Source organism: Microvirga sp. HBU67558 (assembly GCF_018069605.1).
In the GTDB taxonomy this organism is placed as follows: domain Bacteria; phylum Pseudomonadota; class Alphaproteobacteria; order Rhizobiales; family Beijerinckiaceae; genus Microvirga; species Microvirga terrae.
Genome location: NZ_JAGPUP010000538.1, coordinates 1 through 22,280, shown reverse-complemented (window position 1 = coordinate 22,280; position 22,280 = coordinate 1). Strand labels below are relative to the sequence as shown.

Here is a 22,280-nt window from a genome sequence, read left to right as displayed (position 1 = left end):
GCAATCTTTAAACAGTTTGGAGATTTGAAATGAACAGCATCATTCCCGTTCTGATGTGCGGTGGGTCCGGAACCCGGCTGTGGCCGGTATCCCGCTCCAGCGAGCCGAAGCAGTTCCATGCCCTCGCGGGTCAGTCGAGCCTGTTCCAGCAGACGGTTCGACGGTTCCGTACGGAACAGTATGCAGAGCCCGTCATCGTGGTGAACACCAACCATCGAGATCTCGCCCTGCGTGAAATCGGCCAGCTGCATGCCGGAGCCGCAAGGTTGCTGGTGGAGCCGTGCGTGCGCAGCACAGGACCTGCGATTGCGGCTGCAGCGTCTCTGATCGCCGAGGAAGATCCCGATCGCCTGATGCTCGTCGCCCCGAGCGATCACGTCATGGAACAAGCGGAGATCTTCTCGGAGGCCGTCGCTCAGGCCGCAAAGGCTGCGCAGCAGGGGCAGATCGTGCTTTTCGGCATTCGCCCGACCCAGCCGGAGACCGGGTTCGGCTATATCGAGATCGGCGAGGCTTTCGACGACGCAAGCTTCAAGGTGAGAGGTTTCGTCGAGAAGCCGGCGCGGGCTGTCGCCGAGACACTGGTTGCCGGAGAGCGCCACCTCTGGAACAGTGGAATCTTCATGTTCACGGCCCGGACGATCCTCGATGAACTGGAGCGGCATGCGCCGGACGTTCTGGCCTGCGCCCGGCATGCTCTCGCCCTGGCTCAACGTGGCAACGACACCATTCGTCTCGCGGCCGAGTTCGACACGGCCCCGGTCATCTCGATCGACTACGCTGTGATGGAACGCAGCGATCGCCTCGTCTGCATCCCGGTCTCGCCCGAGTGGAGGGATCTCGGCTCCTGGTCCGCGCTCTGGGATATCGGGTCAAAGGACGGGAACGGGAATGTGTCGCGCGGCGACACACTCCTTCAGGACGTGCGTGACAGCTACGTTCACGGGAATTCCCGTCTTGTCGCAGTCATGGGAGTCGAGAACGTCGTCGTCATCGATACCGCGGACGCCGTTCTCGTCAGTTCATTGGATCAGGCCCAGAACGTCGGACGTCTGGCGGCCGAGCTGGCGGCATCGAAGCGTTCGGAGGCGGCCCTGCACCGGAAGGTACGCCGTCCTTGGGGATCGTACGAGTCCTTGCGTGTCGGTGAGACCTTCCAGGTGAAGCACATCGTCGTGGACGTGGCAGGTCGTCTGTCGTTGCAGTACCACCATCACCGCTCCGAGCATTGGACGGTCGTTTCGGGAACCGCAAGGGTAACCGTCGGCGAGAAGGTGTTTGTCATGACGGCAAACGAATCCGTCTACATTCCAAAAGGCGACGTCCACAGGCTCGAGAACATCGGCGATGAGGAGTTGCATCTGATCGAGGTGCAGTGCGGAACCTATCTCGGGGAAGACGACATCGTGCGTCTGGAGGATCAGTATGACCGCATCGTCACGATCTGAAGGTCGTCGCCGCCTGAGGATGGCATCCCTCCTCCTGTCCATGGCGCTGGCTTCCAGCGCCATGGCGCAGGACGGCAGCGAGGTCACGCGTCTCGCGGACGAGGCGCGTCAGGCCTTCGTTGCCGCCGAACAGGGCGGTGTCAGCGCAAAGCAGAAGGCGGCGTTCTATCAGGTCGTGAGGGCGAGGCTCAAGCTCCTGGAGAAGTTCGCCGGTCAAGGCACCTCCGGCTCGGGCGAGTTCCGAGAAGGGGCGCGCGAGCAACTCACCCGTCTGGCGGACGAGGGGCTCAACCACGACATGGTCGGCGCGATGCTGCTCCAGGCCTCCATCGGCGATCTTGTTGGAATCCAGTCCGGCCCTGATCGGGTCGAGGCCGGTGTCGCCCTCCACCAGCTTGCAGGCGAGCAGCGGTCGCCGGCTTACCGGGCCGCAGCTTTCGTCGCGATTGCCAATGCCTATGCCAGGGTGGGATTCCAGGATCGGGCCGTCAGATACGTATCCTTAGCATTGGCTACGATCGACTTGGTCTCCGAGGCCGGCCAGCGTGCCGGGATCCTGAATGCCGTGTCGCGGATCGCCTCTGGGATCGGCGCTCCTGGGATTGCCCTGGCAAACCGCACGATCGGTTTGATGCCGGCCTCCAGCAGCCGGGCCTATGCCCGCCAGGTGATGGCACGAGACCAGCTCAAGGGCACCCCACTGGAAAAGGCGCCTGACGCGAAGCTGAAGGTCGAGGCCAAGAAGCGTACAGCAATGGGAGATCTGTCGGCAGGGCTGTCTTTGGCACTTGCAATGCAGGATGGCCGGGAGCGCGATGATGCTCTGTCTGCGTCACTCGAGGCCGCTGTCGAGCGTCGCGACAGGGACGTCTCCCTGGCGGCGGCACAGGGCTTCTTCGACAGCTCGAGGCAGGAGGCGGCACTTGCGGTCATCGTGAAGAATGACGTGGACCGTGGAACGCCGCTTAGGGCCGCAGAGCTGGTCAATAGCCTGGAGGACGGCCATGGGAAGGCGGCGCTTCAGATCACGGTCGCGGCTGCGCTGAAGGAGGCCGGTTATGACAGAATGGCTGAGCGGATCTCAACAGGAGCTTCAGCCGTCAATCCCAGTTTAGGAAGGGCGACGGAACCTGGTGACATGACGCATCAGGCCGGGCCCGGCAAGAACGACCGGCGCACAGACGAGCTTATGATCCTGTCGGAGATCAGAGGTCTCATCGAGCAGAAAAGAAGGACTCTGGTTCCCGATGCGGCGCTCGCAGCCAGCCTGCGCCGAATTGCCAATCACGACGACCGAGCGGCTATTGCCCTCGAACTTGCCACACTGCCCGACACTGGTGTCAGTGCCGCTGATTTAGTCCGCTCCCTTGAAGACGATCGCTCTCGCGCCAAGACCTTCAGGCGTCTGGCTGAGATCCGTGCCGATCATCTCATGAAACCATTAAGCGATGAACCTGGTGAAAATGGCGATGGCGCCGGAGCGTCTGCACCTGCCCTCGACGAAGAATCTCAGGAACTCCAGACCCGCCGGGGCCTTGCCCTGATCCGACTGGACGCGCCTCAAACGGCAAGCGCTCCCGTTCTGATTCCCAGCCAATTTGAAACGTCGGCTGCCGTGAGGTCGAACACGCCTTGGCCCGGCGGTGCGGTCGTCGGGAGCACGTTTGCCCGTCACAATCCCTATATCGCGAAGTTCCTCGATGACGACGAGAGTGGGGTTACGCGCCTCGAGCAGGCCGTCCGGTACCAGGGTTTGCCTTCGCCACGGATCGTCGTCGTCCAGAGCGGAACGGCGACCTTGGGAATGGTAGCCCGCCAGCTGCAGGGAACGGACGCCCGCGACCTGATCGTCCAGGATGGTGATGCCATCGTCGTACGAGCTCCGGTCTTCGTCGCTCCCGGCGCAACGTTGATCCTCTCGCACCTCGATGCTCCAGTCTACCGATTGAGCGCCACGGCCGGGGCGTTCATCGCCAACGCCGGCCAAGTCGACATCGTCGATGCAGATGTTGTGGGCTATGATGAAAAGACTGGGCAGCCATCGTGGTCCGACAGCGAGAAGTCAGGCCTGTTCCGTCCGTTCCTGCTGACATGGGGTGATGGCCGCATGAATGTGGCATCATCCGTCCTAGCAGCCCTCGGCTATGACAATGTAAAATCGTTCGGGCTCACATACTCGTCAGGTCCGGATCAAGTCGCCAATGTGCGGGATCAGGCTCGCCCTACGGGAACCATCGTCGATAACGTTTTCCGAAATCTGTATATCGGGTTCCACTCCTTTGAGGCCGAGCGCCTCCAGGTCGTCGGTAATGAATTTCGGGACAGCATCGTCTATGCGGTGGACGCGCACGACGGGTCCAAAGGCAACATCATCGCCTTCAACACCGTCTACGGAACCATGGTCAGGCACGGGATTGCCGTGTCTCGCGACGCCGAGGACAATCTGATCGTCGGCAATCTGTCATTCGACAATGCCGGATCCGGGATCGTGCTGGATCGCAACAGCACGGACAACGTCCTCAACGCCAACAGCTCGTTCCAGAACATGCAGGATGGCGTGACCGTCTTCGAGAGCTCTTGCAACGTGTTGACGAACAATCATCTTGCCGGGAACAGGCGTGACGGATTGAAGGTTCGCAACAGTTTCGACGTGGGAGCCTACGGAAACAGAATCGAGGCCAATTCCAATTCGGGCGTGAGCGCCTATATCGCGAGCCTCCCCTCCTCGAAGAGAGGAGACGGGCAGGGAGAGGGATCCGGCCGCTACGCTCCCGTGACCAGCCTGTCCCTCAGGAACAACAGCTTCTCATCGAACGGAGTCGGCATCAACACGCAGGGCGTATCGGGCTTGACGATGTTCTCGAACCGTTTCGTCAAGCAGTCCCGGCGCTTGCTGGGCGGCGACATCCGCGGCCTGGAGGGCCCCGTCCTTCGTCTCGCCTTCCAATCCGATGTGCTCATTGCAAGCACATGCCGGCCTGCGAAGCCCGTTTCGTCCTGTCGGCTCAGGGATTTGGGCTACTTGGAAGGAGACGCTGATCGGCAGATCTTCAACTCCCAGGCCGGATCGGACTGCACCGACATCAATGGAAGCGTTCAACATCGAGCCTTCTCCAGCTCTTCTCAAGGGACCTAGGAGCAGCATGAACCGAATTCTCGCCTTCTCTGTCTTGAGCCTTCTCATGACGGCGACGTGCCATGCCCAGGTGAGGGCGCAGGGCTTGTTCGATGTGGAAGCCCGCCGCGCGGCCCTTTCGCAACCGTCTCTTGCGGCCGCGCGCGCGGCCTGCCTTGCGATTGCTCGCGATCCATCCTGGGCCAGCCTCAAACCCGTTGACGGAGTCAAGGCCGCCGATGGCCCCAACACCGATGGAGGCGTCAACACCCATTCCTGGGCCGTCATGGCCCTGACTGGGCGAGCTCTCGCCGGCGATGCAGCATCCGAGGCATCCCTGCGGGATCTCCTGCTCGCCTGGGCGAAGGCCAGAGCGTTCGAGGGCACGGGTGCCGAGAGCGAGGCCCTTTATGGACTGAAGCGCGTGCTTCTGCCGACGATCGTGGCTTATTCCGTTCTGCATCGCAGCCTGGATGACAGCCAGCGGCAGATCGTTTCCGGATGGATCGATTCTCTCGTTCGCAGGGTCGACCGGACCTTCGGCACGGATACGGTTCGCGACAGCCAGCGCGCTCTGGCCGACAGCATCCTCATGGCCTGGGGAGCCATCACGGCGGACGATGCTCTCTATGAGAGAGGTTCCCGCGGATATCGCGCCGTCCTCGGACAGGCCCGCCCCGACGGGAGCCTCGTACTGGAGACACGACGCGGAGCCCGCGCCCTGTGGCACATGCGCCAATCCCTGGCGAGCCTGACCGTCATGGCAGAAGTCGCCGCCACCCGTGGCGTGGATCTGTACGGACTCCGTGAGGGCGAGGCGAATTTCGACCGGATCCTCTCCTATCTCCTCAACGGAATTACAGAACCTGAAGTCGTGATGGCTTATGCCTCGGAGAACGAAAGTCCCGGCGCTGAGGCTGACTTTCGCCGCCAGGACATGAGCTTCCTGGCGAAGCGCGGTTTCGGGCGCCACCCCATGGCTTGGGTCGAGCCGGTTGCGGCCCGCGATCGGGTCGGCCTTGCGACGAAGCGGCTCAAGACGCTGCTGGCGCGCAGCCTCCGGTCGGACCGGCCTCTCATCGATGAACTCGCTGGCGGCAATGCCACATGCTTTTGGGGGCGTTGATGAACCGAACTCACCTGGGCCTGCTCGGTGCCCTCACAATTCTGACATCGCTTCCGTCCGGCCCGGCATTCTCTCAAGCTTCAACCGAGGTTGAACTGCGCGACGGGTTCCGCAGCATCCTGGCGAAGGTCGAGCAACTGAAGCAGCGCAACGATCCGGCTGCTCTCGTCGAGCGGGCTCAGGTGCTGCAGGACGGCCTTCCCGTCAGCGAAACGAACCCGCTCAGGGTTCCGCAACCGGACGAAGCGGCTCGTCTCTACGAGCAGGCCCTGGCCCTGCCGGGAGCGCACTGGCCATCGGCGGCGCTGCGGCGTGCCAAGTTGATCCTGGCGCGTGACCGGGACCCGGCTTCCGTCGATCGGGCAGCCGAGCTGCTGCGCCGCGCTGCGGCGTTGCAGAACCATGAGGCGGCCTTCGTCCTCGCCGGCCTGATGGAAGCAGGGATTGGCGGCAAGCAGGATCCGGAAGGCGCCAGAAATCTGTATCAGATCGCTCTTCGATCCGAGCACGGCCCCGCCGGCCTCGAGCTCGCGCGTCTCGAGAGCGATCCGGCAAAGGCGAACGTCTTCGCGACCCAAGGCTTGAGAATCCTGTTCCAGGAAGCTCAAGGGGGATCGGCTGAGGCGGCCAGGACACTGGCCGACCATTACCGTGATACGGCCAACGGATCGGACAGGATCAATGCCGCCATCGAATGGTACCAGCGGGCCACCGACCTTGGGGATGCAGAAGCCGCCCTGCGCCTGGGGCGCCTGAGAGCCGATCCGAAATCTGCTTCGTCCCAGCCGCAGCAGGCGAAGATTGCTTTCGAGAAGGCCGCTCAACGCGGATCGGTCGAAGCAGCCATGATCCTTGCCGAGGATCCCTACAACGGTGCGGCTCTCGGTGTCGAGGCCAGTACGGCCGATCTCTGGCTCAATCGGGCCATCGAGACGAAGGCCCCGCGAGCTTTGGTTCTCGCGGCAGAAATTCGGAGCCAAAATGGTCCTGATGGACGGCAGGCCGCAAAGGACCTGCTGGTTGAGGCCGTTCGGCGCGTCGATCAGGATGTGACGGTGCTCGTCGCGCTCGGCCGCCATCTTCGCGATGGCGTTCTCATCGACCGTGACGTGGAGTTGGCACTCAAGTTGTTCGACAGGGCGGCGGCCAGCGACAATTCGGCGGCACTATACGAGTTTGCCCGTACTTCGCTTGCTCATCCGGATGTTGCGACGGAGACCATGCGCAGGACGGCGATCGAGCGGCTTCGGACGGCGGCGGAGCGTGGTCACGTGAAGGCGGCGGTGAGCATGGGAGACGCGCTGCTTCGCGGCAATGGGGTTCCTGAATCGCAGGCCGAAGCCATGCGCTGGTACCGCCGCGCAGCCGAGAGCGGTTCTCCTGTCGCCTATATCCGTCTCGGCGATCTTTATGCGAGCCACTTTTCCGGCATGGAAGCGCCACGCGCTCTGGAATGGTATCGCAAGGCCGCCGAGGCCGACAGCGCGATTGCCATGATCCGGCTCGGCAAGATGTTCAACGATGGAAGGGGAGTGCCGCAGGATCAGGCTCTGGCCGCGACCTGGTTCAGCCGCGCCGCAGCCGCCGGAAGCAGCACCGCCATGGTGGAGCTGAGCGCACTCTACTCTCAGGCCGGCGGGCCGGGTCATTTCAACTTGGCCCGTGAGGGACTCGAGAAGGCGATCAAGGCCGGCGACAGCCGTGCCCCGATTGCGCTGGCCAAACTCTATCTTGCGCGTGGCGAGCGCGTGCTGGCTGAGGGGACTCTCAGGAAGGCTGCCGAGGGCGGGAGTGCCGAGGCTGCCCTGCAGCTGGCTGAGATATCGCTTTCAGGCCAGCCGACGGGAGAGCAGCAGAATGCCGCCCGCCGGTGGCTGGCCATCGCCGAAAAGGCCATGGCCGCCGATGATGACCAGAATGGCAAGATTGCCTTGCTGTACCTCCGCCTCCCGGACACCGCGTCGATCGAACACGGCGCGTCCGTTCTGGAGACGTTGGTTCGAAAGAACAGTGCCGAGGCCATGACCCTTCTGGCGACGGCTCTCCTGCAGGGAACGGGGGGCAGGCAGGACCCGGCGCGGGCGGAGGCGCTGCTTCGGCGCGCCATACAGCTTGGACATGATGGAGCGCGCTTCATCCTCGCCAAAGCCTATCGCGACGGCGACGGCATCCCACGCGACCCCGCCCAGGCAATGGCGCTCTACCGGGAGATCTACAACGAGGAGCCGGGCGACACCAAGGTACAGCTGGCTCTGGGTGATGCCTACGAGCGCGGCGTAGGCGTCGCTCAGGACCGCAGGATGGCCGCGGAGTTCTTCGCTCAGGCGGCGCGCCAGGGAGACCCGGACGGGCAGATCCGTCTTGGGCTCGCGTACCTCTACGGCGGCGGCGTGGAGCGTGACAGCCGTACTGCCGAGCAATGGCTGTCACAGGCCGGCGAGGCTGGGCAGATCGACGCGAGGCTTCAGCTCGGAAGCCTCAAACTGTCCGGCCTGAGCACAGCGGTCGACAGCGAAGGTGCGTTCGCCTCCTACCTGCGGGCCGCAGAAGGCGGATCTCCGCTCGCGATGATCGAGGTGTCGCGTGCCTTGGCGAATGGTACCGGCACACAGCTTGATCCGGGGCTTGCAAAAACCTGGCTCGAAAGAGCCGCAAGCCTTGGTTCCCCGGATGCGATGTTCGAACTCTATCGTCTGAACGACATCGCAGCGAAGCCGAACGTGCGTGAAGCCGACCGTTGGCTCAGGCAAGCAGCCGAGAAAGGTCATCCGGGCGCGATGTACCGGCTGGCGTTTCGTTACCAGCAGGGATCGTCCGACAAGGAGCGAGCCATGGCTCGGGAATGGCTTGAGAAGGCCGCGCGAGCCGGTCACTCCCAGGCCGCCAAAGCCTTGGCGAAACTGACGAACGCGACGCCCGGCTGACAGGGTGAAGAATGAGCGACGCAGGACAGCGGAATGCTCGGACATGTGAGAAGGGGTGGAGAGCCACAATGGTGATGTTTCGTCGGCCCGCCAGAGTATCGCTGGCCTTTCGGCCAGCCCGGATCGGCAGCGCCTCCCTGGCAGGTTTCGCCGTGTGGATGGCGCTTGCCGCCCCCGGGGCTTCCCAGACATCCGCACCGCGATCCCTCGCACCCAATGCCGATTTTAGCAAGATCTGCCAGCCGGCCACCAAGCCGCACCTGACGCGGGATTGGAGCACGTGGGACAGATCGCAGCCCGTCAACAATCCCGACGAGATGTACGAGGCTGCGATCGCCTACGCCGAGGGACGTTCCGACATCAGCCGGTCGCCTCTGACGGCGCGTAAACTTCTCGAGGATCTCGCAGACCGGCCATGGGCCGGGAGGGGCAGGGCTCATTTTCGTCTCGGCAAGCTCTTTCTCGATCCTGCCGCGGGGCTTGTCGATGCCGAGCGTGCGGCGAGCCATTTCAAGACGGCCTCTTCCATGCTGAACATGGATGCATCCGTTCTGCTCGCTCAGCTCCATGTGCAGGGTCGGATTGCCGCGGCCAATGTTCGAGACGCGGAGCAACTGCTCCGCGCCTCCGCGACGGCTGGCAATATCGACGGCATGATCGAGTTGGCGCGGCTGCAGCGCAGCGGGAAGATCGGTTCTGTCCCGCAGGGCGCGACGGACGATCTCATCAAGCTGGCCCTCCAGACCCTCTACGCCGATCTCGGGAAAGGCAAGTGCGGCGCGCTCTTCGAGATCGGGACGATCTTGAGCGAAGACGCCCTTGTGCCCGGAGGACTGACCGAGGCCGTCAGGTGGTTCGAAGCCGCCGCACGCCAGGGCGACGCCAAGGCCGATCTGGCCCTTGCGGAAATTTACCTGCAAGGCCGTGTCGAGGCGGCCCCGGAGCAGTTTCTGTCGCATCTCACACGAGCCGCGGAGGCGGGACAGCCTCGGGCCATGACGTTGCTGGGTGAGCGTCTCCTGCTCGGCGATCGTGCGCCGAAAGATGTGCCCAAGGCGATCGCCTGGCTCGAGCGCGCCGGGTCGAATGCCGATCCCGAGGCCTACAAGCTCCTTGCCCGCCATTACCGTGGCGAGTTCGGCGCAGCCGCGGACCTGCCGAAGGCGGCGGACGTCCTCGTGAAGGCAAGTGCCTTGCCGGGGCACACCAATGGCATTCTGGTCAGCCTCGCACGGCTTTATGCCGCTGGCACGACCGGGAAGCCGGATGTGAATGCGGCCTTGAGCCTCTATCGCCAAGCGGCGGCCCGCGGGGATGTCGGATCTCTCACGGAAATGGCGAAACTTCTGCTGGCCTATCCGGCGATGGGACGGTCCGAGGAGGCGCTTCGCCACCTGAAGGAGGCCGCCTCGCTTGGTGACGCCGATGCCATGGGTGTGCTGGCCGAACTCTACGCCTGCAGCACCGCCGTCGCTCCGGATCCGGTGCAGGCCGAGGTTTGGTTGACGCGCGCGGCGGAGGCCGGACACGTGCGCAGCATTTCGGCCATCGCGAACCAGGCAGGCGACGATCCGGCCGTCGCCCAGCGGAACGCGAAGGCGCTCCTCCGTGCAGCCGAGCGTGGAGACCGCGAGAGCATGATCCTCCTGTCCTCCGCCTATCGCTCCGGTCTGGGCGTCACAATGGATGAGGCGGCATCGGCCCGCTGGCGCGAGATAGCTCTCGCACCAGGGGAGGGGCGGACCCGGGCCATGGTTCTCCTGGCCCGTCGAATGCTAGACGGCAAGTCCGGCGGCCGCGACGAGGCCGGGGCCCGGACGCTGCTCGAGGCTGCCGCGCAAGAGAGTGACCCGAACGCGCAACTCGAACTCGGACGCCTCTTGGTCGCCCAACGTGGGCGGAGCGAGGATGTCATGAAGGGCGTGCAGCTCCTGCGGGAGTCCGCCTCGGCGGGCAATGCTGCCGCGATGCTGGCTCTCGCCGAGCTCCCCAACGCTCAGCTTCAAGTAACCGGCAAGACAGGATTGGAGTGGAGGCAGGCGGCGGCGGCGGCCGGCAACGTGCGGGCGGCCATTACCCTTGCGGCGAGTGCCAAGGATGAGCCTGAGGCCGCGCGCTGGCTCACCCGCATTGCATCATTGCCGGTTTGTACCACACGAGACATGGTGGAGCTCGCGCAGGCCTATCACAAGGTTCCCGGTCCGGATCACAAGGAGAACGCTCGTCTTTGGATGAAGAGGGCCCTCGCGGACACCCAAGGCAGCGGCCGCGATCCATCAGCCCTGTTCCTGATCGGGCGTGCGATGGTCGAGGAAGTCGGCGGGCCTGCCAGCAAGAACGAGGCCGTCAGGTACATCCAAATCTCAGCAGAAGCAGGCCGGGTTGATGCAATGCGTTACCTGGGTCGCGGCTATGTCTCCGGAGAGATCGGCGAGAGCAACATGCAAACAGCCGTGCAATGGCTCTCCAGAGCTTTGCAGAAAGGAGACGCCGCCGTAGCGGCCGACCTTTCGAGAGTGGCTGCAATGCCCACGGAGGCGGCCGGTCGAGCGGTGGAGACTCTCCGGGCGAGCGCCGAGAGCGGCTTTGCGCCGGCCATTCGGGAATATGGACGCAGCCTGCAGCTCGGCTTCGGTGTGCCGGCTGACCCGCGAACCGGCGCAGCTTGGCTGCTGAAGGCGGCAGAGGCCGGCGACACGATCGCCATGAAGGAGCTCTCCCGTGCCTTTGCATCGGGATACGGCGTCGAACTATCGGCGAGCGCAAGCACGGAATGGCTTCAGCGTGCGGCACGAGCCGGCGATCCAGAGGCCATGTACGGTCTCAGCCTCGCCATGACGCTCGGCTTCGGCACCGACGTGAATGCAAGCGCCGCGCAGGACTGGCTGAAGACGGCGGAGGGTGCTGCCCGGAAGTGATGTCCGCGTGGAGACGAAGAACCATGAAAGACGAGACGAGCGCTGACATGCGTTGTGGGAGAGGCAAGATGATCAAGATTAATGGTATCGTTCTCCTGAGCTGCCTCTTCACGAGCGCTTCTCTGGCGGGCTTGGCCGCCTCTCCGAGCGACGCGAAGGCACCGGCAGCCCAGGGGGCTGCCACGGCCAAGCCCGCATCGCCCACCCAGGCGCAGCTGCGCGCCATGTCCACGGTGAGGCTCCTCCGCCTCGGTCGGAAAGCTCTCGACGCGGAGATGGATACGCAGGACTTCGCCACCGGGCTGGATGCGGCCAAGATCGCGTCGTCCCGCGGCGACCGCGAAGCAACCCGCCTCATGGCAAAGATCATGGCCCGCCACGAGGTGGCGCTGCAGGGTGTCGATCGTGCCCGGCTCGAGCAGCGCCTCCGGTTCGAGGCTCTCAGAGGCGCCTCGAGTTCGGTGCTGGCCGTGGCCGGCATGTACGATCGCGGCGAAGGTGTTCCCGTCGACACGAAGAAGGCCGCCGAGTGGTACCTGTGGGCTGCTCGTGTCGGTCATGAGCGCGCTATGGCCTATGCCGCTTATGGCTATGGCACCGGTCGTGGCTTGGAGCGCAATGAGACGGCTGCGCTGAAATGGCTCGATAGTGTGAACGAGGGCCGTCGGCGCAGCACCCTGCTCGAGATCGGCTGGGCGCTCGCCCTGGGTAGCGAGGGAACGACGGACATGGAGTCGGCGCTTCGGTTCTTCGAGCAGGCGGCTCAACTCAAGCCTAGCATCGCCTACCAGGTCGCTGCCGAACTGGAGCGTGGAACACGAGGGATCCAGAACCGTGATGCGGCCGCCCGGTTGATCAGGATCGCGGCGGAGCGCGGCGATTCCGCTGCCGCCATGCGCATGGCGACTGCTCTCTCGAGCAGCACCGATCTCGAAGACCAGCGGCAGGTCGTGCGGTGGTACAGCCTTGCAGCCCTGGACAAGGACAATCTGGCGGCCGGGCAGACCCTCGCAAGACTTCTGACCTTGCGGCCCGCCGATGACTTGGTTGCTCTGATCATCGCAGGTCTCGACAAGGCGGCCTCGGCCGGGAACACCGAAGCGCTCATCGGCCTGGCTCATGCCTACAACGATGGGATTGGCGTTCAAGCATTGCCGGAGAAGGCAGCAAGCCTGCTGCAGATTGCGGCCGATTCAGGCAATTCCGAAGCCAAGTACCGGCTTGGACTCATGTACAAGTCAGGATCGGGGGTCCGTGCCGACTCCGCGAAGGCGATCGAACTCATGAGCAGCGCCCGGGATAGCGGCTTTCCTCTTGCCGCCGTTGCTTTGAGTGCCATGACAGATCCTGCAACAGCCGAACCGACCAGGTAGGCCGGCGGAGCCTCTTCTGGCACGCCTAAAGCCGTTGCTCGGTAGGACTGGGAATGCCAGACGAGGTGCCGCAATCAACAGCATCTCGGATCAAGCGCGACCGTTTATCGGCGGCACGCGATTGTCCGCATAAGAACTCTGTCCGGATGGGCTGAATGGCGTGCATGTCTCGGGCATGCGCAAGGCCTGTATTCGCGTTGCGGGCGAGGTGGGTTGCAACCCCGCCGGGCTTGGGCCTGAACGCGTCCGCGCATCAGAAAACTCGACATCAGATAAAACGTTATAAAGAAATTATTTGAGCGGATGGCCTCGTTTCGGCATTGATCCGTCTCCTCAAAACGAAGGCCTCTGAAGAGGCATCGATTTCTACCTCCTAAGCATAAAACGATACCCCTTTATTAAGGATGGATAACGAACGGTTAATTTGTACAATTCGAGGTAATCTCTGCGGAAAGGCTCCCTCGCATGTCACACCTTCTCCCAGTCACCACGATCTTAGGCTGCAAGAATTCGATGCTGCGCGAGGGCTTGAGGCATATCCTCTCGAGCACGCGATTCCGTCTGCACCCGGAGAACCTGACGCGCGCAGAGATCGCTCTCGATGAGACCTCGCGGGAAGGCCAGATCCTCTTCATTCTCGATGCTAACCTTTATCCAACCGGGTTGGCTGAAGGCATCTCGTCGTTGAAAGAGCAATATGCTCAAGCTCGCATCGTCCTGCTCTCGGACAGCTTCAATCTTGAGGGGATGAAATCGGCCTTCCAATCCGGTGCGGATGGATACTGTCTCGCGACGACAGGATGCGAGGCTCTGATCAAGTACCTCGATCTGGTGATGCTGGGCGAAGTCGTCTTCCCGTCCGCAGCCTTCCTTGCCGCCATTTCCACGCACACCGAGGCGCTGGATCTCTCGAAGGAGGCTCCTGTCGTCAAAGTTTCCTCTCTTCAGGCTGCTCCGACGTCGGAAGGCCAGGATTCACCGATCCGCACCCTGTCGAGCAGAGAGGCGGAGATCCTTCAGTGTTTGATGCAGGGCGCGCCGAACAAGGTCATCGCGCGCAAGCTTGATGTTGCCGAGGCAACAGTGAAAGTTCACATCAAGGCTATTCTGCGCAAGATCCGCGTGGCAAACCGGACACAGGCTGCCATGTGGGCCGTCAACCACTTGTCGTCGGGCGCGGCTGATGCATCTTGGATGCAGGCGGAAGACACCTTGGCGGCAAACAGCTTGCGCTGACAGCGTCCGTGTCGCTTCACCCGTGCCCGGAAGATGGTGGAGCGACATTTGCGGCATGCGCCGACTTGCCAGCGATTGATTGTTTGCCATGGACTTGCTCGCGGCCGGATAACCTGCTCCCAGCGACCCTGCCGGAATACATCGTGCGGAACGGCGAACTTGCAGCGGCTCTCCAGAATTCGGCCTTGGTCGAGATCAAGTCAGCTTTACGGTCGTTCGTGTTGCCGCGACAGGTACAGTCATCCTCCCAGAATTCCTAAAGGAAGTATCTTGTGCGTGGAGGTGAGGACTTATTGCTTACTAGACCTCCGTCTGTGATACGGTATTACATATCATATTTGTACCTATCAATTACAGATTGTTAAAATGATTTGAATGGGTAATGATTGTCTCAAATGAGATTATAAGCTAAAGATCTTTAGGGGACCTTTACTATTTGCCTGACCGAATCAAGACCAGAAAGGCATCTGCGATGCGGAACACCTACGATCTTGATAGCCTTCCTCATCCAGGAGCCTCGTCGGCCAAGGACGTCGCGTATTCAAGATACATGGAACTGGCACGGTCGGTTGAGCCCTCTTCCGGGGAGCATGTTGCTGGCCGCTCGACGAAGACGCTCCTCATCGAGCCGAACGCCCTCTTGAGAGAAGGTCTGCGTAGAATTCTCGCGGAGACGGCTTACGCACCATCTGCTGCTGCGGCGAGCCTCGACGAGTTGGGATCCATGGCGGCCTTTGATGGCAGCACGATCGTCCTCATCATTGATGCAAGCCGCGACCATGAGGAAACCTGTCGGCAGGCCAAGGCATTGAAGGACACCAATTCCGGCGCGAAGATCGTCATGCTGATCGAGCAGTATGACATCAAGCAGGTTATTGCGGCCTTCCAGGCCGGGGCGGACGCCTATCTCAAAAAGTCCATCTCCCATGAGGTCCTCGTAAAATCGCTCGACCTCGTGATGCTGGGGGAGGCGATCTTCCCAGGGGCAATCCTCGACCTTCTGCGGGAGCGTGAGGCGCCGGGCGCTCACGCGAATGAGGTGCCGGCTGCCGAGGATCCCCATGACATGGGCCCTCCGGCCAAGGGTCTCTCGGTTCGCGAGACGGTGATCCTGCGCTGCCTCATGGATGGAGACTCGAACAAGATCATCGCTCGAAAGTTCGACATCACGGAAGCAACCGTCAAGGTTCACGTCAAAGCGATCCTGCGCAAGATCCAGGCAAAGAATCGGACGCAGGCCGCGATCTGGGCCGCGAGCCATCTCCCGGCAAGCCGCGGGACGCCGACGAGCTGAGTGCGTCGACTTCGGAGCACCTCTTTAATGGGAGCCGCTGGCTCCCATTCGTCTTTCAAAGGGTCGAAGAGAGCCCCCGGCTCAGGTTACGCGGAGCGTCGGGCCGGTACTGCGCTTCGCGACTGATCCTCCAGGATCATTGCGGCTCCCTTCTCGGCAATCATCAACGTTGGCGAATTCGTGTTTCCGCTCGTAATGGTCGGCATGACGGACGCGTCGATGACGCGCAGGCCTTCGACGCCGCGGACCCGCAGGCGCGCATCCGTGACGGCCATCGGGTCGCCGTCGATCCCCATCTTGGCGGTCCCGACAGGATGGAAGATCGTGGTTCCGATCTCCCGCGCACCGTTCAGAAGCTCGTCGTCCGTCGAGAGTTGGGCTCCGGGCTTGTACTCCTCGGGCCGGTACTTCTGAAGGGCCGGCATCGAGACAACGCGCCGGACCAGACGCAGGGCATCCACGGCCACCCTCTGATCTTCTGACGTCGACAAGTAGTTCGGGCGAATGGCAGGCGCCTCGCCGGGGCTGTTGCTGCGAAGCTTGACGCTCCCCCGGCTGGTCGGCCGGAGATTGCAGACGCTCGCCGTGAAGGCAGGGAACGGATGCGGGGCGTCCCCGAACTTGTCCAGCGACAGAGGCTGGATGTGGAATTGCAGGTTCGGAGTCGCATAATCCTCCGATGAGCGCGTGAAGGCCCCCAGTTGGGAGGGAGCCATCGTGAGCGGTCCCTTGCGGAAGAGGGCGTATTCGAGCGCCATCTGGCCCTTCTTGACCAGGGACCGATAATCCTCGTTGAGCGTCCGCACCCCGTGCACCCTATAGATCGGGCGCAGCTGGAGATGATCCTGCAGGTTCTCGCCGACGCCCGGCAGGTGGTGAACCACGTCGATCCCGCACTGCCGGAGGAAGGCGCCGTCCCCGATTCCGGACAGCTGCAGGAGCTGCGGGGACGCGATGGCACCTGCCGAGAGTATGACCTCCTTGCGCGCGAGAAGGCGCCTCAGAGCGCCGTTCTGAAGGATCTCGACACCGATCGCGCGGCTGCCTTCGAAAAGGATGCGCGTGGCATGAGCCTTCGTCTCCACCTTGAGGTTGGGGCGGGAGAGAGCCGGTTTGAGGAAACCGCGTGCCGCGGACCAGCGCCGGCCACTCTTCTGGTTGACGTGGAAATACGAGATACCCTCGTTGCTGCCGGTATTGAAATCGCTGACCCGGGGGATTCCTGCTTCGACCGCGGCTTCGACGAAGGCATCCAGAAGGTCCCAGCGCATGCGAGGAGCCTCGACGCGCCATTCGCCGCCCACCCCGTGGTGGTCGCCTTCTCCGAGGTAGTGATCGAGATGCTGACGGAAGATGGGCCTGACGTCGTCCCAGCCCCAGCCGGCGAGACCCATCTGGCGCCAGTTGTCGTAATCCTCCCGCTGGCCGCGCATGTAGATCATGGCGTTGATGGCCGAGCAGCCGCCCAGGACCTTGCCGCGGGGATAGTTCAGGATGCGGCCGTTCAGGCCGGGCTCCGCCTCGGTCTTGAACATCCAGTCTGCGCGCGGATTGCCGATGGCGAAAAGATAGCCGACCGGAATGTGGAACCAGATCCAGTTGTCCTTGCCGCCGGCCTCGAGCACGCAAACCGAATTGCCGGGATCCCTGGACAGGCGGTTCGCCAGGACGCAGCCGGCGGATCCAGCGCCGACAATCACGTAATCGAATGTATCGCTGCCTGACATGGTATGGCTCAATCGCATGAGCCGGCGCTCAACCGCATGGGCACCGGCAGAGTTTGCGACATTTGTCGCCTAGACGGCCCCTTTGGACCTGCGTCTCATCAGCTCGAGGATCTCTCCGACGATGCCTCGGCGGAACAGAAGCACGCATATTACGAAGATGATGCCGATCAGCACCGTGACGGGGAAGTCGGATGCCGCCAGGTAGTTCTGCAGGGCGATCACGAGGCCGGCGCCGACGATGGGGCCGATCAACGTGCCGATGCCGCCGAGCAGGGTCATGAGAATGACCTCGCCGGACATCTGCCACTGCACGTCCGTGAGCGTTGCAAACTGAAACACGATAGCCTTCGTTCCGCCGGCCAGACCTGCCAGAGCGGCCGACATGACGAAGGCGCCGAGTTTATACCGGTCCACCCGGTAGCCGAGCGAGACCGCCCGGCGCTCGTTCTCGCGGATCGCCTTGAGGATGTTGCCGAACGGCGAGTTCACGATGCGCCAGATCGCGAAGAAGCCGAACAGGAAGATGGCCAGCGTGACGTAGTACATGGCCAGAGGCTGGTTCAGGTCGACGACGCCGAGCAGATGGCCGCGCGGCACGCCCTGGATTCCGTCTTCACCGTGGGTGAAGGGCACCTGCAGGCAGATGAAGGCGAACATCTGCGACAGGGCAAGGGTGATCATGGAGAAGTAGATGCCCTGGCGGCGGATGGCGACGAAACCGATCACGGCACCCATTACGGCCGCGCCGCCGACGCCGAGCAGGATGGCGGTCAGGGGCTCCAGGCCCCACACCTTGGCCGCATGGGCGGTGACATAGGCCGCCCCGCCGAAGAAGGCCGCATGGCCGAAGGAGAGGAGCCCCACATAGCCGATGAGCAGGTTGAACGCGCAGGCGAAGAGCGCGAAGCAGAGCACGCTCATCAGCATGACGGGATAGAAGAAGAAGGGGGCCGCCGCCAGGGCTGCGACTGCGATGGTCCCGAGGACCATGGAGGACGTCCGCAGCCTGGGCTGTTCTGTGAGATACTGGGTTCCGACAGCCATGATATCACTCCTCCCGCCCGAAGAGACCTGCCGGCCTGACGAGCAGAACGATGGCCATGATCACAAAGATAACGATGCTCGAGGCTTCTGGATAGAAGACCTTCGTCAGCCCCTCGAGGACGCCGAGCACGTAGCCGGTCACGATGGCGCCCAGGATCGACCCCATGCCGCCGACGACGACCACTGCGAACACGATGATGATGAGGTTCGAGCCCATCAGCGGGCTCACCTGGTAGATCGGGGCTGCCAGCACGCCGGCCAGAGCCGCGAGGGCCGCGCCGAGGCCGTAGGTGAGCGTGAGCAGCAGGGGCACGTTCACGCCGAAGGCCTGGACCAGCGTGGCGTTTTCCGTGGCCGCTCTCAGATAGGCGCCAAGCCGCGTCTTCTCGATGAGGAGCCACGTGCCGAGGCAGACGACCAGGGAGGCGATGACCACCCAGCCGCGGTAGATCGGCAGGAACATGAAGCCGAGATTGACGGCGCCCGTCAGCTGCGGCGGTGGCGCATAGGGCTGTCCGGCAGCGCCGAACCAGTAGCGGAACGCGCCTTCGAGAATGAGCGCGAGGCCGAAGGTCAGAAGAAGGCCGTAGAGCGGATCCACGCCGTAGAGACGGCTCAGCATCGTCCTCTCGATCACGACCGCGACCGCCCCGACGATCAGAGGGGCCAGAATGAGCGCCGGCCAGTAGCCGATTCCCAGCCAGTTCAGGAGCAGGTAGGCGGCGAAGGCGCCCAGCATGTACTGCGCGCCATGGGCGAAGTTGATGACCCGCAGCAGGCCAAAGATCACGGCGAGGCCGAGGCTCAGCATGGCGTAGAACGAGCCGTTGATCAGGCCGATGAGGATCTGGCCGTAGAGGGCAGGGGCGGGAATGCCGAAAATCGTGCTCATGATGCTCTACACCCCAAGAACTTCGTGGAGCTCGTCCATGCGCGCATCGAGCTCGTGGCCGGGGAACGAGTTCACCATACGCCCGTCCTCCATGAGGTAGAAGCGATCGGCCACCTTCTTCGCGAAGCGGAAGTTCTGCTCCACGAGCAGGATGGTCATGCCGCGCTTTTTCAGGGCGACCAGAACGTCGCCGATACGCTGGACGATCACCGGCGCCAGACCCTCCGTCGGTTCGTCGAGAAGGATGATCCGCGCGCCGGTGCGCAGCACGCGGGCGATGGCGAGCATCTGCTGCTCGCCGCCGGACAGCTTCGTCCCCTGGCTCGAGCGGCGTTCATGGAGATTGGGGAAGAGGCTGTAGATCTCCTCCACGCTCATCCCGCCCTCCGCGACTGTCGGCGGCAGCATCAGGTTCTCGGAAACGTTCAGGCTCGCGAAGATCCCGCGCTCCTCGGGCACGTAACCGAGGCCGGTCTGCGCGACCTTGTGGAGCGGCAATCCCAGGAGATCCTTGCCGCGCAGGCGGATCACGCCCTCGCGGCGGCGCAGGATTCCCATGATGGCCCGCAGGGTGGTCGTCTTGCCGGCGCCGTTGCGGCCGAGCAGGGTGACGGTTTCGCCCTCGCGGATGTCGAGATCGACCCCGTGGAGAACATGGCTCTCGCCATACCAGGCGTTGAGCCCGCGGACTTCGAGGAGGGGAGCGCTACTCATGCTCTGTTCCCATATAGGCTTCGCGGACGCGCGGATCCTGACTGACCTTGTCATAGGACCCGTCGGAGAGAATCTCACCGCGTGCCAGAACGGTGACGCGATCGCAGAGATCGGCCACCACATTCAGGTTGTGCTCGACCATCAGCACCGTCCGGTTCTTCGCGATGCGCCGGATCAGATCGGAGATGCGGCCGATATCCTCGTGACCCATGCCGGCCATGGGCTCATCGAGCAGCAGCATGGCAGGATCGAGCGCCAGGGTCGTGGCGATTTCCAGCGCGCGCTTGCGACCGTAGGAGAGTTCGACGGCCGGCAGATGCGCATAGGCCCTGAGGCCGACCGCATCGATGAGTTCCATGGCGCGGTCGTTGAGGGTCGAAAGGGCCGAGGCGGGGCGCCAGAACTGCGTCGCGAGGCCGGACGGCCGCTGCAGGGCCACACGCACGTTGTCGAGCACGGTCAGATGCGGGAACACCGCCGAGATCTGGAAGGAGCGGACGAGTCCGAGACGGGCGACCTCGGCCGGTTTCATGCTCGTGATGTTCGCGCCTTTGAAGGTGATCTGCCCGCGGGTCGGCGTGAGGAACTTCGTGAGCAGGTTGAAGACCGTCGTCTTGCCGGCGCCGTTCGGTCCGATCAGGGCATGGATCGTGCCCTCGTTGACGGACAGCGTCACGTCCTTCACGGCGACGAAGCCGCGGAACTCCATGGTGAGCCCGGTGGCGCTCAGGATTGGTTGCGTACTGACCATAGGGACCGGCCGATACTCTCTCGGTAAGGTGGCAACGGCCGGGTCGGGCACAAAGCTCGACACCAGCCGTTGCGAGACGATGAAGAAGCGGGACAGCCTGGGCCGTCCCGCCTCGGCCTGTGGATTACTGCGTGAGCTGGCAGCCGCTCTCGGCCATCGACAGGTAGGCCTGGTCGCCGGGTACCTTGGCGAGCTGCTTGTACATGTCCCACTCGCTCTTGCTCTCTTCCGGCTTCTTCACCTGGAAGAGATACATGTCATAGACCATGCGGCCGTTGGGCAGCACCTTGCCGTTCTTCGCGAAAACGTCCTCGACCGGCATCTCGTGCAGGAGCTTGGCGACCGGCTCCGTCGAGTCCGTACCGGCTTTCTGGACGGCCTTCAGGTACTGCGTCACGGCCGAATAGGTTCCCATATGGATCATGTTCGGCATGCGGCCGGTCTTCTCCTGGAACTTCTTCGCGAAGGCGCGGTTCTCGTCGCTCTGATCCCAGTACCAGCCCTCCGTCAGGGTCAAGCCCTGAGCGGCCTTGAGGCCCAGGCCCTTCACCTCGGCGAGGGTGAAGAGCAGCGCCGCGAGGCGCGTGCCGCCCTGGGTGATGCCGAACTCGGCCGCCTGCTTGATGGCGTTGGCCGTGTCGAGACCGGCATTAGCCAGGCCGATCACGTTGGCGCCGGAGCTCTGGGCCTGCAGCAGGAAGGACGAATAATCGGTCGCAGCCAGTGGATGTCGGACCGAACCGAGGACTTGACCGCCCTTCGACTTCACGAATTTCGAAGTCTCTCCTTCGAGGGAATAGCCGAAGGCGTAGTCGGCCGTGAGGAAGAACCACTTGTTGCCGCCGTTTTCCACGAGCGCGCCGCCGGTGCCGACCGCGAGAGCATGGGTGTCGTAGGCCCAGTGGAAGCCGTAGGGCGTGCACTGCTTGCCGGTGAGATCGGCCGTCGCGGCGCCGGTCGTGATGGTGATCTTCTTCTTGTCCTTGGACAGGCCCTGGACGGCGAGGGCGACGGAGGACGTGGTCAGTTCCATGATGGAATCGACCTTGTCGGTGTCGTACCACTGGCGGGCGATGCTGGCTGCAACGTCAGGCTTGTTCTGGTGATCCGCGCTGACGATCTCGACCGGCACGCCGAGAACCTTGCCGCCGAAATCCTGCACGGCCATGCGGGCGGCCTCGACGGAGGACTTGCCGCCGAAATCCGCGTAAACGCCGGATTGGTCGTTCAGGATGCCGATCTTGACCACGCCGTCGGAAGCCTGCTGAGCATAGGCCGACTGGGCCATGACGGTGCAGCTGAGGGCGAACAGGATCTTATTGAGAACGCGCATCGGTTTCCTTCCCTTCATTCCGAGGCCGGTTGGTCCAGCCGTTGTTCAGGCCGCGGTGTGACGCCACGCCCGGCGATGGTCAGAAAGGTACAGTCCCTGACGTCTTGTGCAATGCGAGAAAGGGTCATCCTTAAGTCGCAGGTCTCTTTAAGCTTCAAGTTTCTGCCTCATTTTCAGGCATAGGCGCGGCTGGTCTGTCCGGCGCCTGAACCGCTTTGCCGGAAACCCTGCTCCGCTCCTCCTGCGGTTCACAGAACCGAGGACGGCACCTATATCTCCATCATCTTTCCCGTGCCCGTCTTCGAGGCTGGAGCTCTGCCATGACCGTTCATGCGAACCCTGTTGCGCGTCGTGTTGTTGATCTGAAGGACCCGTCGCTTCTGGT

At 63.2% G+C, this 22,280-nt stretch carries 14 protein-coding genes; 8 read left to right on the top strand and 6 right to left on the bottom strand.

The annotated features are described in order from the left end of the window. The first annotated feature begins 29 nt into the window (after positions 1-29). From KBI52_RS19815 to KBI52_RS19780, 8 genes are all read left to right on the top strand, one after another. Positions 30-1,448, top strand: a complete 1,419-nt coding sequence (locus KBI52_RS19815) for a mannose-1-phosphate guanylyltransferase/mannose-6-phosphate isomerase (protein WP_173946956.1) — start codon at positions 30-32, stop codon at positions 1,446-1,448. Continuing rightward, a complete protein-coding gene (locus tag KBI52_RS19810; protein WP_210810839.1) occupies positions 1,426-4,584 on the top strand; it encodes a right-handed parallel beta-helix repeat-containing protein in 3,159 nt (1,052 codons plus the stop codon). The genes KBI52_RS19815 and KBI52_RS19810 overlap by 23 nt, the downstream gene beginning before the upstream one ends. Before the next feature lie 7 nt (positions 4,585-4,591). Then, a complete protein-coding gene (locus KBI52_RS19805; protein ID WP_173946958.1) occupies positions 4,592-5,689 on the top strand; it encodes an alginate lyase family protein in 1,098 nt (365 codons plus the stop codon). After that, positions 5,689-8,613 (top strand): tetratricopeptide repeat protein, encoded by a 2,925-nt coding sequence (locus tag KBI52_RS19800; RefSeq protein ID WP_210810835.1) that lies wholly within the window; start codon positions 5,689-5,691, stop codon positions 8,611-8,613. Before KBI52_RS19805 ends, KBI52_RS19800 begins: the two co-directional genes overlap by 1 nt. Positions 8,614-8,681: 68 nt before the next feature. Continuing rightward, on the top strand, positions 8,682-11,531 hold the full coding sequence (locus KBI52_RS19795; RefSeq protein WP_210810831.1) for a tetratricopeptide repeat protein: 2,850 nt from the start codon (positions 8,682-8,684) through the stop codon (positions 11,529-11,531). Between the two features lie 68 nt (positions 11,532-11,599). After that, positions 11,600-12,904 (top strand): tetratricopeptide repeat protein, encoded by a 1,305-nt coding sequence (locus KBI52_RS19790; RefSeq protein ID WP_173946961.1) that lies wholly within the window; start codon positions 11,600-11,602, stop codon positions 12,902-12,904. Between the two features lie 513 nt (positions 12,905-13,417). After that, positions 13,418-14,140 carry a response regulator transcription factor gene (locus KBI52_RS19785; protein WP_210810827.1) on the top strand — a complete coding sequence of 241 codons (723 nt, stop codon included), beginning with the start codon at positions 13,418-13,420 and terminating at the stop codon, positions 14,138-14,140. 472 nt (positions 14,141-14,612) lie between these two features. Continuing rightward, a complete protein-coding gene (locus tag KBI52_RS19780; RefSeq protein ID WP_210810825.1) occupies positions 14,613-15,434 on the top strand; it encodes a response regulator transcription factor in 822 nt (273 codons plus the stop codon). 86 nt (positions 15,435-15,520) lie between these two features. Here the strand turns inward: KBI52_RS19780 and KBI52_RS19775 are convergent, their stop codons facing one another. The 6 genes from KBI52_RS19775 to KBI52_RS19750 all read right to left on the bottom strand — a co-directional run bounded on the left by KBI52_RS19775 (position 15,521) and on the right by KBI52_RS19750 (position 21,850). After that, positions 15,521-17,161: a GMC family oxidoreductase gene (locus KBI52_RS19775; protein WP_210810818.1), complete on the bottom strand. Its 1,641-nt coding sequence runs from the start codon at positions 17,159-17,161 to the stop codon at positions 15,521-15,523. Positions 17,162-17,230: 69 nt separating this feature from the next. Then, on the bottom strand, positions 17,231-18,205 hold the full coding sequence (locus tag KBI52_RS19770; protein ID WP_173946965.1) for a branched-chain amino acid ABC transporter permease: 975 nt from the start codon (positions 18,203-18,205) through the stop codon (positions 17,231-17,233). Between the two features lie 4 nt (positions 18,206-18,209). Next, complete coding sequence (locus KBI52_RS19765) at positions 18,210-19,097, bottom strand: branched-chain amino acid ABC transporter permease (protein WP_173946966.1); 888 nt, start codon at positions 19,095-19,097, stop codon at positions 18,210-18,212. Between the two features lie 6 nt (positions 19,098-19,103). Next, on the bottom strand, positions 19,104-19,811 hold the full coding sequence (locus KBI52_RS19760; protein ID WP_173946967.1) for an ABC transporter ATP-binding protein: 708 nt from the start codon (positions 19,809-19,811) through the stop codon (positions 19,104-19,106). Then, on the bottom strand, positions 19,804-20,562 hold the full coding sequence (locus KBI52_RS19755; protein WP_173946968.1) for an ABC transporter ATP-binding protein: 759 nt from the start codon (positions 20,560-20,562) through the stop codon (positions 19,804-19,806). The genes KBI52_RS19760 and KBI52_RS19755 overlap by 8 nt, the downstream gene beginning before the upstream one ends. Positions 20,563-20,686: 124 nt before the next feature. Further along, complete coding sequence (locus tag KBI52_RS19750) at positions 20,687-21,850, bottom strand: ABC transporter substrate-binding protein (protein WP_210810898.1); 1,164 nt, start codon at positions 21,848-21,850, stop codon at positions 20,687-20,689. Positions 21,851-22,280: the final 430 nt, after the last annotated feature.

Excerpts from the sequence above, each read along its gene's own strand:
- KBI52_RS19815 (WP_173946956.1), top strand. The coding sequence starts at position 30 with ATGAACAGCATCATTCCCGTTCTGATGTGCGGTGGGTCCGGAACCCGG.
- KBI52_RS19810 (WP_210810839.1), top strand. The coding sequence starts at position 1,426 with ATGACCGCATCGTCACGATCTGAAGGTCGTCGCCGCCTGAGGATGGCA.
- KBI52_RS19805 (WP_173946958.1), top strand. The coding sequence starts at position 4,592 with ATGAACCGAATTCTCGCCTTCTCTGTCTTGAGCCTTCTCATGACGGCG.
- KBI52_RS19800 (WP_210810835.1), top strand. The coding sequence starts at position 5,689 with ATGAACCGAACTCACCTGGGCCTGCTCGGTGCCCTCACAATTCTGACA.
- KBI52_RS19795 (WP_210810831.1), top strand. The coding sequence starts at position 8,682 with ATGGTGATGTTTCGTCGGCCCGCCAGAGTATCGCTGGCCTTTCGGCCA.
- KBI52_RS19790 (WP_173946961.1), top strand. The coding sequence starts at position 11,600 with ATGATCAAGATTAATGGTATCGTTCTCCTGAGCTGCCTCTTCACGAGC.
- KBI52_RS19785 (WP_210810827.1), top strand. The coding sequence starts at position 13,418 with ATGCTGCGCGAGGGCTTGAGGCATATCCTCTCGAGCACGCGATTCCGT.
- KBI52_RS19780 (WP_210810825.1), top strand. The coding sequence starts at position 14,613 with ATGCGGAACACCTACGATCTTGATAGCCTTCCTCATCCAGGAGCCTCG.
- KBI52_RS19775 (WP_210810818.1), bottom strand. The coding sequence starts at position 17,161 with ATGTCAGGCAGCGATACATTCGATTACGTGATTGTCGGCGCTGGATCC.
- KBI52_RS19770 (WP_173946965.1), bottom strand. The coding sequence starts at position 18,205 with ATGGCTGTCGGAACCCAGTATCTCACAGAACAGCCCAGGCTGCGGACG.
- KBI52_RS19765 (WP_173946966.1), bottom strand. The coding sequence starts at position 19,097 with ATGAGCACGATTTTCGGCATTCCCGCCCCTGCCCTCTACGGCCAGATC.
- KBI52_RS19760 (WP_173946967.1), bottom strand. The coding sequence starts at position 19,811 with ATGAGTAGCGCTCCCCTCCTCGAAGTCCGCGGGCTCAACGCCTGGTAT.
- KBI52_RS19755 (WP_173946968.1), bottom strand. The coding sequence starts at position 20,562 with ATGGTCAGTACGCAACCAATCCTGAGCGCCACCGGGCTCACCATGGAG.
- KBI52_RS19750 (WP_210810898.1), bottom strand. The coding sequence starts at position 21,850 with ATGGCCCAGTCGGCCTATGCTCAGCAGGCTTCCGACGGCGTGGTCAAG.